Consider the following 16154-nt stretch of genomic DNA (forward strand, 5'->3'; position numbering starts at 1 on the left):
AGCTCAGGCGGCCGTGAGCCGGCGGCTCACGTTCGTTCCGGCCGCGCGCACCAGCGGGGCCACGCGCTCGGGGTCCATGGCACCGCTCGGGCCCGCGATCGAGATCGCGCCGAGCACGGCACGGTCGTTCGAGAGCACCGGGCTCGCGACGGCGAGGATGCCGGGATAGGACTCGCCCATGTCCAGCGCGACGACGGAGTGGCGCACATGCGAGAGCTCGTCGCGGAAGTGGTCGGCGTCGGCACGGGCGAGCGGCGCGCTCACGCGATCGACGATCCCCTGGTCGCCGCAGAACGCGAGGTAGGCCTTGCCGCTGGCGGTCGTCAGCGCCGGGGTGCGCATGCCCGCGCGTGTCGGGAGCATGGGGACCCGGCCGGCGACCGTCGCGATCGAGACCATGTCGGTGCCTTGCTGCACCCAGAGGCCGACGCGTTCGCCGGTGACCTCCCGCAGTTGACGGATGACGGGCGCCGCGGCGCCGAGGAGCCGGCGAGGAACGCTCGCACGGGCGCCGAGCTCGAACAGCCGCAGCCCGAGGGTCACTCCCTCATCGGTGCGCTCGAGATAGCGCTGGCCGGCCAGCTCGGCCACGAGCCGGGAGACGGTCGACTTCGGCAGGCGGGTCAGGGCGGCGAGGTCGGTGACCGAGAGCGACCCGCCCGAGTCCTTCACCGCGTCGAGGATGCTGATCATGCGGTCGAGCACGGACACCGGTGCGTCGTGGCGAGCCGGACTCGTGTTCCATTCGGCGAGACTCTCCATCGAGCATCCCCTCCCAGCGGCTTGAATCGTCGTCGATCGCGCTTCGCTTCGAACGTACTAGTTAGTACACATCCATGCAATGCTGTTCCGAGAATCACGCGGGCACCAGCGTCGGTGCTCCAGAAAGGCGCCATGCGCACCTCGATCGCCACGGTCTGCCTGAGTGGCACCCTCGATGAGAAGCTCGTCGCAGCGCAGGCCGCGGGCTTCGACGGAGTGGAGATCTTCGAGCCCGACCTGGTCGCCTCCCCGCGGTCCCCGGAGGAGATCCGGGCGCGGGCGGACGAGCTCGGATTGACCCTCGACCTGTATCAGCCGTTCCGCGATTTCGAAGGTGTGGGTCCCGAGCTCCTCGAGCGCAACCTGCGCCGCGCCGCCGCGAAGTTCGGCCTCATGAACCGCCTGGGGATCGACACGATCCTGCTGTGCAGCAACGTCGCGACCGCTCGCAGCGGCGACGAGCAGCTGGCGGCGGCGCAGCTGCGGCAGCTCGGCGATCTGGCGCAGGGCTTCGGCGTCCGGGTCGCGTACGAGGCGCTCGCCTGGGGCCGGTTCGTCGACAGCTACGAGACCGCGGCGCGCATCGTGCGCATCGCCGACCATCCCGCCATCGGGCTCTGCCTGGACAGCTTCCACATCCTGTCGAAGGGGCACAGCCCCGAGGCCATCGAGACCATCCCCGCCGAGAAGATCTTCTTCGTGCAGATGGCTGACGCGCCGCTTCTCACGATGGACGTGCTCTCCTGGAGCCGGCACCACCGCGTCTTCCCCGGCGAGGGCGGCTTCGATCTCGGCGCCTTCATGGCGCACCTCATCCGCACCGGCTACGACGGCCCGGTCTCGCTCGAGATCTTCAACGACACGTTCCGCCAGACCGACGCCCTCGCCACGGCGATCGACGGGCGCCGCTCGCTGCGCTGGCTCGAGCACGAGGCGGCGGCGGCGCTGGGCTCGGGCGCGGGCGGCGGCGCCGCCCGCATGCGGACGAGCCGGCTGCCGGGCGTCGCGTCCCCCGCCGACGTCAACTACGTCGAGCTCAGGACGACCGAGCTGCCCGAGCTGCGGCGCCTGCTCGGGCAGCTGGGCTTCCGCTCGCACGGCGCGCACCGCAGCAAGGCCGTCGAGCTGTGGTCGCAGGGTGCCGCGCGGGTCGTGCTCGGAGCGCCCGACACCGATCACCGGCAGCCGACCGTCGCCGGCATCGGCTTCTCGGTGAGCGACCCCGCCACGGCCGTGCGTCGCGCCGAGGACCTGTTCGCGCCCGACGTGCCGCGACCGGAGGGTGCAGGCGAGGAGCCGCTCGTGGGGGTGCGCACCCCGGACGGGTCGGAGGTGTTCTTCGGCGCGGACGGCGGCGGCGAACCTCGCTGGGTCGGCGAGTTCGGGCGCCCCTCGGACCCCGATGCGGGACTCATCGAACGGGTGGACCACATCAACCTCGCCCAGCCGTGGCAGCACTTCGATGCGGCCGTGCTCTTCTTCCTCTCGGTGCTGGACCTGCACGCCGAGGCATCCGTCGAGGTCGCCGCACCGGTGGGGCTCGTGCGCAGTCAGGTGCTGCGCAGCGCCGACGGCATCGTGCGGATCGCCCTCAACCTCGTGCCGTCGGGCGCCCGCGACGACGCGATCCTGCCCCAGCACATCGCCTTCGCGAGCAGCGATGTGCTCGCGCTGGCGCGGGCCGCGCGCGACCGCGGGTTCGCGCCGCTGGACATCCCCGCGAACTACTACGACGACATCGAGGCGCGCTACCTGATCGACCCCGGGCTGCTCGCCGACCTCCGGGAGCTGAACGTGATGTACGACCGGGACGACTCCGGTGAGTTCCTGCACTTCTACACGCAGCCGGTCGGCACGGTGTTCCTCGAAGTCGTCGAACGGCGCGAGGGGTACGCCGGGTACGGCGCGCTCAACGCCCCGGTCCGCCTCGCCGCCCAGTATCAGCATCGGCGCGCGGCCCGAGAGGAGGCCGCCCGATGATCCGGCACGTCGCCGTGTTCCGGTTCGTCTCCGCGTTCACCGCGGAGGAGCGCCGCCACTGGATGTCGCTCCTGCGGGCGCTGCCCGCGCAGATCCCCGAGCTGCGCAGCATGAGCGTCGGCGAAGACGTGCTCGCGGGTCCGGCGTCGCACGAGCTCGCGATCGTCGCGGACTTCGACGACCTGGACGGGCTCGCTGCGTACACACGTCATCCCGCCCACGAGGAAGTGCTGCGCATCTCCGCGCCGGTCAAGGCCTCGCTCGCCACGGTCGACTTCGAGATCCCCGACGCGACGTGACCGATCAGACACCTCGCCCCGGATCGTCGCCCCACCCGCCTCGGGGGCGCTACCTCGTCGGCCTGATCGGCGAGGGGATCGCGGCATCCCTCACTCCCCCGATGCACGAGGCGGAGGCGGCCGCGCTCGGACTGGACTACGAGTACCGCATCCTCGACCTCATCGCCCTGGGACGGCCGGCCACCGACGTCGGCGACCTCCTCGCCGAGGCGCGGTCGGCCGGGTTCACCGCCATGAACATCACCCATCCCTGCAAGCAGCTCGTCGTCGACCTCGTCGACGAACTCGACGCGGATGCCGCGCACCTGCAGGCGGTGAATCTCGTCGTTTTCGACGAGGGCGGCCTCGTCGGCTACAACACGGACTGGATGGGCTTCCGGGAGGGCCTGGACGCCGGTCTCCCCGGCGTGGCGTTCGACCGCGTTGTGCAGATCGGCTGCGGCGGCGCCGGCGCGGCGACCGCCTACGCGCTGCTCTCCCACGGCACGTCGAGACTCGACCTCTTCGATGCCGACCCCGCCCGCGCCGACGACCTCGCCGCGCGCATGCGCGCCCACTTCCCCTCGCAGACCGTCGCCACCGCCATGCCGGACGACCTCCCCGGGATCATCGCGCAGGCCGACGGTGTCGTCCACGCGACCCCGCTCGGCATGCTCCACCACCCGGGCGTCGCCTTCGACGTCGGGCTGCTGCAGCCGGGCGCCTGGGTGTCGGACGTCGTGTACCGGCCGCTCGAGACCGAGCTCATCCGGCGAGCGCGCGAGCGCGGCCATGCCGTGCTCGACGGCGGACGGATGGCCGTGGGTCAGGCGTGCGCTAGTCTCCGAATCATCACGGGCGTGGCGCCCGATCGGGAACGGATGGAGCGACACTTCCGTGCGCTCATCAGCGCTGAGGAGGACTCCAGCGCTGGAGGGAGCCCGCGATGAGCGACGAGGCGAGCGAGCTGCGCGACGGCGGGACGACCGAGCGCGCCGCCAGGACGCAGGACGACATCCTCGAGGTGGCCACCGCCGAGTTCGCGGCGAACGGATACGCGGGCGCCCGCGTCGACGAGATCGCGGCGCGGACCCGCACGACCAAGCGCATGATCTACTACTACTTCGGCTCGAAGGAGGGGCTGTACCTCGCCGTCCTCGAGCGCGTGTACGCCCAGATCCGGCGGGTCGAGCGCGGCATCAACATCGAGAAGCTCTCCCCCGCCGACGCCCTGCGCACGGTCGCCGAGGCCACGTATCACCACCACACGACGCACGAGGCGTTCATCCAGCTGGTGAGCATCGAGAACATCCACCGGGCGGAGCACGTCCGCCAGTCCCAGACGATCCTCCGCGAGAACGCCACTGCCATCACCCTGTTGCAGGAGGTCATCGAGCGGGGCGTTCAGGACGGCTCCTTCCGCGATGACGTGGACGCGGTGGACGTGCACATGATCATCAGCGCCTATGCCTGCTTCCACGTCGCCAACCGTCACACCTTCGCCGCCATCTTCGGGCGCGACATGCTCGATCCGTCCCTGCAGGACTCCCACCGGCGCCTCATCGGCGATCTGGTGGTCGCGACGATGACCGATCGCGGAGCCGCCCGCCCGCAGCCCTGAGCCACGCGGATCGCCGCGCGCGGACGAGGCCGGACCGCTCACCCCCCGCGAGCGGCCTGCGCGATGCGGCGCGACAGGGACAGGGCTGCGGCGTCCACCGCCTCCGCCGCCCGGTCGAGATCGAAGGCGTCTGCCGCGCCCGACACGCCGATGGCCGCCGCCACCGCCCCGTCCGGTGCGAAGACCGGGCTCGCCACCGCCCAGACGCCCGCCGTGGACTCCTCCAGCTCGACGGCCGGCCGCCCTTCGCGGATCGAGGCGAGCTGGCGCCGGATCTGCGTGGGATCCATGACGGTGGCGGAGACGGATGCCGTCGGCGCCGGCCCGAGGGCGGCATCGACGTCTTCCGGCTCGGCGTGTGCGAGCACCGCCTTGCCGAGGGCCGTAGCGGCCACCGGGAACCGTCCGCCGGTCCGGATCGCGAGCGGGGTTCCGGCACGCCCGCGCATCGCGGCGAGGCACACCATCTGCCCGCCGTCGCGGATCGCCAGGAGGACGTTCTCCCCCGTCGCATTGCGCAGCCCTGCCATCACCGGCAGGGCGGCGATCCGCAGCTCGCGGGGCTCCTCCGCGAGCTGGCCGAGCTCGAACAGCCGCAGCCCCAGGTGGATCCGCCGCCCATCCCGCTCGAGGTACCGCTGTCGCACGAGCGTCGCGACGAGGCGCGACACCGTCGACTTCGGCAGGCCCGCGCGCGTCGCCAGCTCCGACAGCCCCAGGCCACGGTCATCCTCGTCGAAGGCGTCCAGGATGGCCGTCATCCGGTCGAGCACGCCGAGCGCGTCGGTGGAGGCATCCGCTGCCATGCTCAGGCCACCTGCGACGCCAGCCTGTGGGTGAGCGCGAGCGCCGCGTGGCGCACGAGCGGCGCGATCCGCTTCGGATCCATGTCGCTCACCGGACCCGCGACGGAGAGCGCGGCGACCGGCAGACGCTCGGGCGAGAGGATGGGGCTGGCCACGCCCACCACGCCCGGGAAGGTCTCGCAGCGGTCCACGGCGATTCCGTCCGAGCGGACCGCCGCCAGCTCCTGCTCGAGCCTGCCGCGCTCGTACCGGTCGGAGCCCGCCATCACCGCGTCGATGACGGCGCCGTCGGGCGTGAACGCGAGCACCGCCTTGCCGAGGGCCGTCGTCGCCGACGGCACCCGAACCCCCGCCCGGGACGGCACCGGCCGCAGCCGGCCGCGGACGGAGATCACAGAGAGCATCTGGCATCCCTCCCGAACGGCGACGTTGAGGTGCTCACCTGTGGCATGGGACAGCTCGGCGAGCACGGGAAGGGCGGCCAGGCTCAGCCGGCGCGGGGTGCTGGCGCGCGCCCCGAGCTCGAAGAGCCGGAGCCCGATGACCACGCCGTCCTCTCCGCGGGTGAGGTACCGCTGGCGCACGAGATCGGCGACGAGGCGCGAGACGGTGGACTTGGGAATGCCGGTGGCGACGGCGAGCTGGGTGATGGTGGTCGAGCCGTTGGACTCCCGGACGGTCTCGAGGATGGCGAGGATCCGGTCGAGCACGGAGACCGGCTCGTCTCTGTGGGCGGATCGCATGTGGGCAGTATCCGTCCAGTTCCGAAGGCCCGGCAAGCAAACCGGCCCCTCACCCCGCGATGGTCCCGCCCAGTGGAACAGCGCCCGCGCAGAACCGTCGGTGCACGGCGGAGGGGCCCGAACCCGCCGCGGCCGGCGGGTTCGGGCCCCTTGTGGAATCACTCTTCGAGGGGCTCCGCGGGTGTCAGGCCGTGCAGAACGGCTTGATCCCCATGACGCTCTCCAGGCCCTCCACCACGTGCTGCTGGAAGAAGTCGTCGCCCGTGAGCGGCGCATCCGTCCAGGCGGCGACGTCGTGTCCCAGCGTGGTCAGCCACGAGCGGCCGCCGTCGTAGTACTGGCACCAGCTCACCGGGTGGTGCTCACCGTGGCCGGCCACCGTGGCCTCGCTCGTGGCCTGGTCCACCTCGAGGAGGACGTTGACGAAGCTCGGGTACGGCGTCAGGTTGTACCACTCGTCCTTGAACCCCCACGTCTCGGGCATGAACGACGTCGAGACGTCCCGGTTGTTGACGGTCTCGACCGTCCCTTCGCGGTTCGGGCCGTGGTTGTAGAAGTTCGCACCGCCGAGGAGGCCCTCGTAGTGCTCCCAGTGGTACTCGGCGCCGAAGGCGTTGTGGATCCCGACGAAGCCGCCGCCGCCGCGGAGGTACTGCATCAGGTTGGTCTGCGCCGTGTCATCGAGCGTGTCGCGGTTCGAGCTCAGGAAGACGACGGCCTGGTAATTGTTCAGGCGGGTGAAGCTGGCCAGATCCTCGGTGTAGTCCACGGCGATCCCGCGCTCCTCCGCCCACGCCTTCAGCGCCGACTGCGCGACGTTGTTGGCGTTGAGCGGCGGGTTCATCCCCGGGCCGAGCGCGGTTCCGAGGTGCGCGTGACGAGGTCCGGCGGTGCGGCTCCAGATCAGGATGCGCTTCTGCTCACCCTCCTTCCAGCCGTTGCCCCACTCGTTGTAGCACTCCGGGTCGACGCCGCGGCACACGCCGTAGTCCTTGATCTCGTCGAGGTAGATCTGGCTCGCGGTCGCGGGCTGGCCGCCGAGCCCGTTCCCGTTGTCCTTGCTGCTCAGGGCGGCCGATCCGACGACCATGCCCGCGCCGAGCGCAGCCGCGGCGACGAGAGCGACTCCGGAGCGTATGAGCGATTTCATGTGATCTCCTTTGATCGTTGCTGCAGATTCCTCGGGTGCGCGAGACGCCGTCCGCCCGGGGCTGGTGCGAATCTAGGCGGGGCCCGTCGCGGCGGGCAAAGCCCGTTCCACCCAGTAAGCCGCGCGCGAGGATCGACGCGGCATCCGCTAGCGACATCTCCGCGCGGAGCGAGTACAAAGGAAGCGAAACGGGCGGACGAGTATCGGCGGTGATGGCGTCATGCAGGACACGAACGATGCGGTCGTGACACTCAGCGAGGAGCGGTGCTGGAACCTGCTCGCGCGACGCGAGCTCGGTCGTCTGGCTTTGGACGCCGACGGCGAGCCCGACATCTTCCCCGTGAACTACGTCGTGGACGGGTCGCGGATCCTCTTCCGGACCGCGCCGGGCTCGAAGCTGGCGACCCTCGCAGTGAGCCCTCGCGTCGCCTTCGAGGTGGACGAGTACGACGACACGTTCGCAGCGAGCGTGATCGTCAAAGGCGTGGCGGAGCGCCTCGACCGTCAGCGCGACATCGATGACGCCGACGCGCTGCCGCTGCGGCCGTGGATCCCGACCCTCAAGTACCGCTGGGTGCGCATCACTCCGACGCAGATCAGCGGGCGGTGGTTCCGGCGGACTCCCGAGCCCGACCGCTACCGGGCGTCGGCGGACGACCACACCACCTGAACCGCGCACCCGGTGTCCGCGGTCGGTGCGACGATTCGCACGACGGGGTGAGCGGCGGGAGGCGGCATGAGGGGCGAGGCGACCGTGCTGCACGCCGATCTCGACGCCTTCTACGCGTCGGTCGAGCAGCGCGACGCGCCCGCCCTCCGCGGCCGACCGGTCATCGTCGGCGGCGGGGTGGTGCTCGCCGCGAGCTATGAGGCCAAGGCGCGGGGCGTGCGCACCGCGATGGGCGGCCGCCAGGCCCGCGACCTCTGCCCGGATGCGGTGGTGGTCCCGCCGCGGATGGACGCCTACTCCGCCGCGAGCAAGGCGGTCTTCGCGATCTTCCGCGATACGACCCCCCTCGTGGAGGGCCTGTCCATCGACGAGGCGTTCCTCGAAGTGGGCGGGCTGCGCCGGCTGGCCGGCACCCCCGAGCAGATCGCCGTGCGACTGCGCCAGCGGGTGCGCGCCGAGGTGGGGCTCGCGATCTCCGTCGGCGTGGCGAGGACCAAGTTCCTCGCCAAAGTGGCCAGCGCCGTCAGCAAGCCCGACGGCCTGCTGGTCGTCGAGCCCGAGCAGGAGCAGGCGTTCCTCCTCCCCCTCCCGGTCGAGCGGCTCTGGGGGGTCGGGGCCGCGACGGCTGCTAAGCTGCACGGCCTGGGCATCCACACCGTCGGAGAGCTGGCGGATCTGGAGTCGTCGACCGCCGAGCGGCTGCTCGGGAGGGCGGCGGGTTCGCATCTGCACGCGCTGGCGAGACTGCGCGATCCACGACCCGTCGACACCACGCGGCGTCGCGGGTCCATCGGCTCCCAGCGCGCGCTCGGGAGCCGCCCGCGCACGGCCGAGGAGCTCGACGTGATCCTCAGTCAGATCGTCGACCGGCTCGCCCGCCGTCTCCGCGACGGCGACCGGGTCTGCCGCACGGTGGTGCTGCGCCTCCGGTACGGCGACTTCGCGAAGGCCACCCGCTCCCACACCGTCCGCTCCCCCACCGACCGCACCGCGGTGCTCCTCGCCGTGGCTCGAGCGCTGCTCGCCGGGTCGCAGCCCGAGATCGACGAGCGCGGCATCACCCTGATCGGCGTCTCGCTCTCTCAGCTCGGCCGGGCCGACAGCATCCCCCCGGAACTGCCGATCGACTGGGACGACGGCGCTCGTCTCGACGTCGCACTGGATGCGGTACGCACCCGCTTCGGCGCGGGCTCGGTCTCGCGAGCGACCCAGCTGGGGCGTGATCCCGGGTGGTCGACACCGCTCCTGCCCGAGCACGAGTGACGCGTCGAGGGTCGCGCTCCGCGTAACGACGACCGTTTCGCGGACCTCCCGTCACAACGCGGCCGCGAGCTCCTCGCCCCACCGGCGGGCCCGCTCGAGCTCGCCGTCGGCGACCGGGCCCGAGTAGCCGTGCACGCCGAACGTCTGCGGTTTGGCCGCGGGCCGGAAGCCGAGTGCGACGAGGCGCTTCATCGCCTTCTTCGCGGCCGATCCCGGCAGGCGCGGGCTGGTGACGCGGGTGTCGAACGTCGCGACCGGGATGTCGCGACCGGGCGAGGCCAGCGATGCGATCCATTCACGGATGCCTCGGGGCGGGATGTTCTCCGCCCCCTGCTGCTGCGCCGACTCCCTCGTCTTCTCCGTCGACATCGAGAACGCGTGCGTCGGGCCGCCCACGACGAGGAGGTCGACGTCGCCCTCGAGCACCGCCGGGGCCGAGACGGCGTCGACCACGTCCGTGGATTCGAGCCCGAGGCCGGCGGCGATCTCGCGGGCGAGCTGCTCCGTGTTGCCCCAGAGCGTCTCGAACACCACTACTGCATGCATCATGCCTCCTTCGCGCCCGCGTGGTGCGGCCGCCTCATGGGATGAATGGTTCTCTTCAGGGCCGATCGCCCGGACGCTCAGCCGGCGCCGTCTGCGCATGGAGCGGCGAGCGGACCGCGCGGATGAGGCGGACGAGATACACCACCATGCCGGCGATCGCGACGAGGACTGCGAGCCGATAGCCCCACAGGAGTACGAGGACCCCGCCGCCCAGCGGGTTCGCCACTCTGCCGTCCACGGCCTCGGGTCGCGAGGCGAAGATGGCGAGCGCGAGCGTCGTCACGCCGAGCACGATCGCGGTGAGCAGCGGGATCCAGGTCAGCTTCGGAAGGGGCACCCGTGAGACCAGCCGCGCGACGACCAGCAGGGCGGTGGCGGCCAGCAGGGCAAGGCCACCCTCCAACGGATCGATCAGGCCGAACACCATGATCACCGCCGCGACCACTGCGAGTGCGATCGACGTGATCGTCCGGGCTCTCGCGGTCATCGTCGCCTCCTGCATCACCTGCCGTACGGCACCAGCGTCACCCCTGAGCCTTCGCTCGCCGGCGTGCCTGACACCAGTCTCGACAGGCCAGCGGCGCGCATCCGGGCCTTTGGTCCCGCGTCGGCCGACGAGCCCTGCGGAAGGTCGAACCGCTCTGCCCGGCGACGGTCGACGACACCGGTATCTCGAGCCGGCGTCAGGCGCCCTTGCCGCGGCGGCCGGCCGCTCGGCGCACGAAGCCGAAGATCAGCGTTCCCACGAAGAGGATGGCGCCGATGATGCCGAGCCAGAGAAGCCCTTCGAGAGCGAATCCCACGACCGCGAGGACCGCCCACACGACCAGGAGGATGATGATCGCCGTCAGCATTTCCTCATGCCAGCGACCCCACCCAGGCACGGATAGGCCCCTTCTCGCTGCGGGGGGCACGAGTCCCTCTTCGAACGGCTCGGCCGTGCGGCCGAACCTGTGAGGCGTACATGTTGGGGGCGTAACGTCCGGTTATGGACACACAGACACGAACGAGCGGTGCGGATGCCGCGACGCTGGGCCTGGGATCGGTGCTGGTGGGTTCGTTGCCTGCCGAGCTGATGACAGACGACGCCCCGGACCGTTACACGGTCGAGGCGGTATTCACTCGCCGACCCGAGAAGGACGAAGTGAGAGAGATCCTGGGGACCGGGACGCGCGACCATCTCGCGAACGCCGGGTATCCGACGGTGGAACTGACCGTCGCCGACCGTCGCCTGGTGATCGAGAACACGAACCTCGAAGAGCTGCGCGATGGGCTCGCCGGCGTCATCGCGGACATGCTCGCTGGGATCAGCACGATGCTCCACCAGAAGCAGGAAGCAGCCGCGATGCTGCTGCAGGAAGCCGCATCGAGCGAGCACGACCGGGCAGCGGCTGTCGAGACCCTCGCGGAGTCGATCGCGTTCCGGACCACGCAGAGTACGGGCACTCCCGCAGGCCTGTCGGCGGATGCTGTCGCCGTCGACGACGGCACCCAGCTCGCGGGCTGGGGCAGCGAGGGGGGACGTCACGAACCTGCTTCACGGCAGGAGTGACGCATCGATGGGGCTTGCGCTTCACCGTTGGACAGCGTGAGAAGAGCGCCGTCCTCAGCGTGCGACAGCTCCCAGATGCCGGTACCGCTGGGCGACCGCGCCGGACCGGAAATCGCGGCGATCCACGAGCTCGAGCTGGAGGCGCTCGCGAAGGCCGGCGAGCAGCGTCGGCCCGTGTCCGGCGACGATGGGCTGCACCACGAACAGGTACTCGTCGATCAGCCCCAGGTCGGCCAATGCGAGCGGAAGCGTGACACCGCCCACGAACAGGCCTTCGCCCGGCTCCTGCTTCAGCCGGTGAACGGCCTGTCCCAGGTCGCCTTGCAGGAGTTCGGCGTTCCAGTCGACGTCTCGCAACGTGCTCGACACGACGTACTTCTTCGCCGGGTCGATGGCCTCGGCGAACGGGGTCTCCCATTCCCTCATCCAGTCAGGCCAGGTGCCCGTCGCCGGCCGCCGCCACGCGGACCGCATCATCTCGTACGTCACCCGGCCGAAGAGGAGGGCGTCGGCTCCTTCGATCTCCGCCGTCCAGTAGCGCATCGACTCCTCGTCGGGGGCGAGTCCGGCCTCGTGGTGGCAGCAGCCGTCGAGCGTGACGTTGATCGCATATCGAAGCGGCCTCATCGTGTTCCCCCGCATGTGGTGGAACACCCGCAGCGGACGGCCACCGACCCAGCGGCACCGAAGACAGCGAGGACTCGCGTCGGAGATTTCACGCTGTCACCGTAGCCGGATCGGACGGGCGATGTCAGGTCCGTTCATCCAGCGCACGTGAGATCTGCCGGAACTCGTCCGGGGTGATCTCGCCACGCGCAAGGCGTTCTTCTGCGATCTGACGGGCCGTGTTCGCCGACGGCGTCCACTGCTCCCGGCGCGGGGAGGAGCCCGACGTCCCGGCACGGATGATCAAGATGATGAGTGCCGCCAAGATGAGCAGCAGCATGACGCCGCCGAACCACATCCAGCCCCACCCGAAGCCATTTCCGTACATCATGAGCCGACTGCCCCTCATGCCCGACCAGGTGGTCGGTCCTCGCCTTCATGGTGCGCCGGGACGGCACTATCCCGTTGGGTCGAACGTCCCGCGCTGGTGGGATCTGTCGTCAGGGGCCGGCTACCGGGCGCAGCCGGCCCCTGACGATCACAGTGTCGTCAGAATGTCCTCCATCGTGGTGATCTCGGCGGTCTGCGAGGCGATGATGTCCTCTGCGAGGGCGATCACATCGGCGTTCTCACCGTTGTCGACCTCGGCCTGCGCCATGTCGATGGCGCCCTCGTGGTGGACGATCATCTGCTCCAGGAAGAGGCGGGATGCCTCCACTCCGGTGGCGTCCTCGAGGGCCTGCATGTCGGCGCCCGACATCATCCCCCCGTGGTCCATTCCGTCCATGTCCCCCATAGGGGTGCCCCAGTCATCGACCCACGACTCCATCAGCTCGATCTCGGGGCCCTGGGCGGCCTTGATCTGCTCGGCCAGGGTGATGACGCGCTCGTCGATGCCGTCTTTCGCGAGGATCATGTCGGCCATCTCGACGGCCTGTTCGTGGTGCGGGATCATCATCATCGTGAACTGCATGTCGGCGTTGTTCACGTCGGCGGCAGGGGATGCCGATGGGCCCATTCCGGGCATGTTGTCCATCCCGCCGTTCCCGGCGGTGCCGGTGCACCCGGCGAGGGCGAGCAGGGCTGCCAGGGTGATCGCGGCGGTCGCCGCGGCACGGTTCTTCACTTGGTTTCTCCTCAGTCGTCTGTGTGGCGCGCAGGATCGTCTGATCGAGCGCGGAAGCTTGCTGACCTCCACGAAGGCCGGCGAGTTGCCGTCACGTACGACTGATGCAGAGAACGAGAAGAGACGGTGGCCGGCACCGCGCAGTCCGGCCGACGAAAAGGCGGGGCCCGGCCCGACCGAGCCCGGCAGTCCAGCTGAGGCCCGCGCGAGGCAAGACGAAGAGGAGCGACACGACGAGCAGGGCGAGCACGCACGCCATTGCGAGCATGGCGTCGTGCCCGCCGCAGTCCGCGCAGCCGGTATCGGTCTGTGGCATGTCGTGGCCGTGGCCCGCGCCGGATTCCAGCACCGACACAACCGCGGCAGGCTCGGCGTGGGCGGTGGGCGCATGCAGGGTGTGCATCGCCAGCAGCCCGGCGATGAGGGCGGCAGTGAGGGCGATGAGCAGCAGCACAGAACGGCCGAGCCCGGACGGACTGCGACGAAGATGCTGCGCGAGAGCGATCATCGAGATCCCACCTCCTCAACTCGAGGGTAATCGTCCGCATCCCTCGGCGCTCAAGCCGCCTGGCAGGACCGCGACGAAGACGGATACCTACGGGCGAACTCCCTGTCGGAGGTCGGTCGTCGCAGGACCGGCCGGTACGGCGGAAATCCGAGGCCAGGTCCAGGCGGAGCGCAGGATGAAGGCCAGCAGCAGCACCTCGATTCCGATGGAGAGGCCGTAGAAGAAGGTCCACTCCCAGGTGGCCCCTGCAGCGTTGAACACCGAATAGGGGATGTAGAGCGATGCCGCGACGAGGTTCACGGGGCGGCTCACCCGGGCGGGCAGCGTCATGGAGAGCATCACCATCACGGCCGGGATGGCCACGGACGCAAGCATGACGGTCAGCAATGCCGAGCTGACCTCGAACCTCCAGACGAGGCCGTTCAGGATGCCGTCGACGACGCCGGGTTTGTAGAAGTTGAGGATGTCGACGTAGACGTACAGGAACATGAAGCTGGTCCACGCGGCGGCGAGCTTGGCTCGCACGGGGACCGGCGGGGCGTCGAGCAGGTTCGCGGTTGTCATTCGGATGGTCATCGTTCCTTCTTTCGAGAGGGGCGGTCCGTCCGCCGGACTGGCGGCAGGTGGGAGCGTGCAGACGCACAGGTCGGTCGTTCGGGTCGGCTCGGTCGTCAGACGGTGACGACGACCTTCCCTCGGGTGTGGCCGGACGCCTGCCCGGTCGCGATCAGGTCAGCCAGGGCGAGCAGGTCCTCACGCTTCTCGACCGACGTGAAAGGCCTCAGTCGCTGACGGGTGAACAGCGAGAGCAGGCGCGCTCTGACGATCCGGAGGAGGGGGCCGAGCCACCGGCCACCGCGCCCGCTGTTGGGAATGAGGACCCCGGTCGACGTCAGCGCTCGGCGGACAGCCGCCAGCGGCTGGGCTTCCACGTTGTCGAGGATGACGTCGTAGCGCTTCTCGCCGCAGGTGAAGTCGGTCGTCGTGTAGTCGACGACGTGGTCGGCCCCGAGTGAGCGGACCAATTCGACGTTGCCGGCGCTGCACACCCCCGTCACCTCGGCGCCGAGAGCCTTGGCGATCTGGACGGCGAAGGAGCCCACACCACCCGACGCGCCGGTGACCAGCACCTTCTGGCCCGGTCGGATGTCCGCGATCCTGCGCAGCGCCTGCAACGCCGTCAGTGCCGACGTGGGCACCGCTGCCGCGTCCACGACCGACACGTTGGCGGGCACCGACACGAGGTGGTCCGCCGGGACGCAGGCATACTCGGCGAGCGTTCCCGTGGTGCTCCAGCCGAACACCTCGTCGCCGGGACGGAGAGCGGTGACGCCCGCCCCGACCGCCTCCACCGCGCCGGCGAGGTCCCTGCCGGGGATGCCGTGGCGCGGGCGGCGGAGCCCGAACACGAGGCGCACCACGTACGGCTCGCCGGTCATGACGAAGTAGTCGCCGGGATGCACCGAGGCCGCGCGCACCCGGACGAGGACATCGCCTCGACCCGGCGACGGGATCCCGACCTCGCGCACCTCGAGCACGGACGGCGGGCCGTAGCGGTGCTGGACGGCGGCCCGCATCGTCGCCGCCCTCGATCGCTGCTCGACGTGCACGGATGCCTCCTTCACGGTCGAACAGCGACCCTCGCTGTCTCGTACACCGTACTAGTACGCTGTACGATAGGCGTACGCTGTACGATTGTCAAGCCGTTCGAGCGACCGAGGAGACCCATGCCTGCGAGAGGACGACGCCAGGCCGCTTCAGCCGCGGGTCTGAGCAAGCACAGGGTGGTGCTCGAGGCGATCCGGCTCGCCGACCGCGAGGGAGTCGACGGGCTGAGCATGCGCCGGCTCGCCGACGCGCTCGAGGCGGGCGCGATGTCGCTCTACCACTACGTGGCGAACAAGGATGAGCTGCTGGATGCCATGACCGACGTCGTCTTCGAGGAGATCGAGCTCCCGTCCGAAGAGACGGACTGGCAATCGGCGATGAGACGGCGGGCGGTATCCGCCCGCCAGGCTCTCGCACGCCACCCGTGGGCGATCGGCCTGATGGAGTCGCGGACGTCGCCGGGGCCCGCGAACCTCCGGCACCACGAAGCGGTCATCGCCTGCTTGCGCAAGGCCGGCTTCTCCGTCTTGATGGCCACGCATGCCAACTGGCTGCTCGACAGCTATGTCTACGGCTTCGCACTGCAGGCCTCCAGCCTGCCGTTCGACACCGCCGATGAGCTCGCGGACATGGCCGAGGACGTCTACCTCCCCCAGCTTCCTCCCGACGAGTTCCCCTACCTCAACGAGTCCGCCGCGGCGCTTGCCGCTGCCGGCTTCGACCCGACGGAGCAGTTCACCTTCGGCCTCGACCTCGTCCTCGCCGCCCTCGAGCCCCTGAGAGCCCCCGCGTAGCGACGCCCCCGGAACGTTCTCGGGTCGTCGCCCGATGACGAAGAAGCGTCGGCACGGGGCGACGGTCGGTTGCAGCCGCGGGCCGGAGGCCCTGCAGGGAATCGAGCGGCCGCGGTGCCGCGGGGCTCGGCCGTCTCATTC

21 protein-coding genes are annotated in these 16154 nt (G+C 70.3%); 8 read left to right on the plus strand and 13 right to left on the minus strand.

All coding sequences use genetic code 11. The annotated features are described in order from the left end of the window. Positions 1 to 3: 3 nt before the first annotated feature. Positions 4 to 762, minus strand: coding sequence for an IclR family transcriptional regulator (locus ACWGUG_RS11630; RefSeq protein WP_336394635.1), 759 nt, complete (start codon positions 760 to 762; stop codon positions 4 to 6). Positions 763 to 894: 132 nt separating this feature from the next. Here ACWGUG_RS11630 and ACWGUG_RS11635 point away from each other — a divergent pair, with 132 nt between their 5' ends. Genes ACWGUG_RS11635 through ACWGUG_RS11650 form a run of 4 tightly spaced genes read left to right on the plus strand, consistent with a single transcriptional unit; the run spans position 895 to position 4641 of the window. After that, positions 895 to 2742 carry a bifunctional sugar phosphate isomerase/epimerase/4-hydroxyphenylpyruvate dioxygenase family protein gene (locus ACWGUG_RS11635; RefSeq protein ID WP_452324746.1) on the plus strand — a complete coding sequence of 616 codons (1848 nt, stop codon included), beginning with the start codon at positions 895 to 897 and terminating at the stop codon, positions 2740 to 2742. Further along, complete coding sequence (locus ACWGUG_RS11640) at positions 2739 to 3041, plus strand: Dabb family protein (protein WP_336394633.1); 303 nt, start codon at positions 2739 to 2741, stop codon at positions 3039 to 3041. The genes ACWGUG_RS11635 and ACWGUG_RS11640 overlap by 4 nt, the downstream gene beginning before the upstream one ends. Beyond that, on the plus strand, positions 3038 to 3970 hold the full coding sequence (locus tag ACWGUG_RS11645) for a shikimate dehydrogenase (RefSeq protein ID WP_336394632.1): 933 nt from the start codon (positions 3038 to 3040) through the stop codon (positions 3968 to 3970). Before ACWGUG_RS11640 ends, ACWGUG_RS11645 begins: the two co-directional genes overlap by 4 nt. After that, positions 3967 to 4641 carry a TetR/AcrR family transcriptional regulator gene (locus ACWGUG_RS11650; protein WP_336394631.1) on the plus strand — a complete coding sequence of 225 codons (675 nt, stop codon included), beginning with the start codon at positions 3967 to 3969 and terminating at the stop codon, positions 4639 to 4641. Before ACWGUG_RS11645 ends, ACWGUG_RS11650 begins: the two co-directional genes overlap by 4 nt. A 38-nt stretch (positions 4642 to 4679) precedes the next feature. Here the strand turns inward: ACWGUG_RS11650 and ACWGUG_RS11655 are convergent, their stop codons facing one another. The 3 genes from ACWGUG_RS11655 to ACWGUG_RS11665 form a co-directional block, all read right to left on the minus strand. Further along, a complete protein-coding gene (locus tag ACWGUG_RS11655) occupies positions 4680 to 5447 on the minus strand; it encodes an IclR family transcriptional regulator (RefSeq protein WP_452324747.1) in 768 nt (255 codons plus the stop codon). A 2-nt stretch (positions 5448 to 5449) separates the two neighbouring features. Beyond that, positions 5450 to 6190, minus strand: coding sequence for an IclR family transcriptional regulator (locus ACWGUG_RS11660; protein ID WP_452324748.1), 741 nt, complete (start codon positions 6188 to 6190; stop codon positions 5450 to 5452). A gap of 184 nt (positions 6191 to 6374) precedes the next feature. Further along, positions 6375 to 7340, minus strand: a complete 966-nt coding sequence (locus ACWGUG_RS11665) for a ThuA domain-containing protein (protein ID WP_336394628.1) — start codon at positions 7338 to 7340, stop codon at positions 6375 to 6377. Positions 7341 to 7584: 244 nt separating this feature from the next. Between ACWGUG_RS11665 and ACWGUG_RS11670 the strand changes: the two genes are divergently transcribed. Both ACWGUG_RS11670 and dinB read left to right on the plus strand, forming a co-directional pair. Beyond that, positions 7585 to 8010 carry a pyridoxamine 5'-phosphate oxidase family protein gene (locus ACWGUG_RS11670; RefSeq protein WP_336394627.1) on the plus strand — a complete coding sequence of 142 codons (426 nt, stop codon included), beginning with the start codon at positions 7585 to 7587 and terminating at the stop codon, positions 8008 to 8010. Between the two features lie 66 nt (positions 8011 to 8076). Beyond that, positions 8077 to 9273 (plus strand): DNA polymerase IV, encoded by a 1197-nt coding sequence (gene dinB / locus ACWGUG_RS11675; protein WP_336394626.1) that lies wholly within the window; start codon positions 8077 to 8079, stop codon positions 9271 to 9273. 51 nt (positions 9274 to 9324) lie between these two features. Here the strand turns inward: dinB and ACWGUG_RS11680 are convergent, their stop codons facing one another. From ACWGUG_RS11680 to ACWGUG_RS11690, 3 genes are all read right to left on the minus strand, one after another. Next, positions 9325 to 9822, minus strand: coding sequence for a flavodoxin family protein (locus ACWGUG_RS11680; protein ID WP_336394625.1), 498 nt, complete (start codon positions 9820 to 9822; stop codon positions 9325 to 9327). A 52-nt stretch (positions 9823 to 9874) separates the two neighbouring features. Further along, a complete protein-coding gene (locus ACWGUG_RS11685; protein ID WP_452324749.1) occupies positions 9875 to 10306 on the minus strand; it encodes a hypothetical protein in 432 nt (143 codons plus the stop codon). Between the two features lie 196 nt (positions 10307 to 10502). Further along, entirely contained in the window at positions 10503 to 10673 is a 171-nt protein-coding gene (locus ACWGUG_RS11690; protein WP_336394624.1) for a hypothetical protein, read from the minus strand. 134 nt (positions 10674 to 10807) lie between these two features. Here ACWGUG_RS11690 and ACWGUG_RS11695 point away from each other — a divergent pair, with 134 nt between their 5' ends. Next, the gene (locus ACWGUG_RS11695; RefSeq protein ID WP_452324750.1) at positions 10808 to 11371 is read left to right on the plus strand and encodes a hypothetical protein; all 564 of its coding nucleotides are present in this window, start codon (positions 10808 to 10810) and stop codon (positions 11369 to 11371) included. A gap of 54 nt (positions 11372 to 11425) precedes the next feature. On the opposite strand, the gene ACWGUG_RS11700 is transcribed toward ACWGUG_RS11695, so the two are convergent. The 6 genes from ACWGUG_RS11700 to ACWGUG_RS11725 form a co-directional block, all read right to left on the minus strand. Then, positions 11426 to 11998, minus strand: coding sequence for a dihydrofolate reductase family protein (locus tag ACWGUG_RS11700; RefSeq protein ID WP_452324751.1), 573 nt, complete (start codon positions 11996 to 11998; stop codon positions 11426 to 11428). 124 nt (positions 11999 to 12122) lie between these two features. Then, entirely contained in the window at positions 12123 to 12317 is a 195-nt protein-coding gene (locus ACWGUG_RS11705; protein WP_336394605.1) for an SHOCT domain-containing protein, read from the minus strand. Between the two features lie 198 nt (positions 12318 to 12515). Further along, positions 12516 to 13103 (minus strand): DUF305 domain-containing protein, encoded by a 588-nt coding sequence (locus ACWGUG_RS11710; protein ID WP_452324752.1) that lies wholly within the window; start codon positions 13101 to 13103, stop codon positions 12516 to 12518. Between the two features lie 91 nt (positions 13104 to 13194). Then, positions 13195 to 13611, minus strand: a complete 417-nt coding sequence (locus tag ACWGUG_RS11715) for a DUF6153 family protein (RefSeq protein WP_378885148.1) — start codon at positions 13609 to 13611, stop codon at positions 13195 to 13197. Between the two features lie 87 nt (positions 13612 to 13698). Continuing rightward, positions 13699 to 14187: a DUF6326 family protein gene (locus ACWGUG_RS11720; RefSeq protein WP_452324753.1), complete on the minus strand. Its 489-nt coding sequence runs from the start codon at positions 14185 to 14187 to the stop codon at positions 13699 to 13701. Between the two features lie 95 nt (positions 14188 to 14282). Beyond that, positions 14283 to 15221: an NAD(P)-dependent alcohol dehydrogenase gene (locus ACWGUG_RS11725; RefSeq protein ID WP_452324754.1), complete on the minus strand. Its 939-nt coding sequence runs from the start codon at positions 15219 to 15221 to the stop codon at positions 14283 to 14285. A 117-nt stretch (positions 15222 to 15338) separates the two neighbouring features. Between ACWGUG_RS11725 and ACWGUG_RS11730 the strand changes: the two genes are divergently transcribed. Next, positions 15339 to 16013 carry a TetR/AcrR family transcriptional regulator gene (locus ACWGUG_RS11730; RefSeq protein WP_452324755.1) on the plus strand — a complete coding sequence of 225 codons (675 nt, stop codon included), beginning with the start codon at positions 15339 to 15341 and terminating at the stop codon, positions 16011 to 16013. Positions 16014 to 16154: the final 141 nt, after the last annotated feature.

The sequence above is a fragment of the Microbacterium sp. NPDC055455 genome, assembly GCF_053619935.1.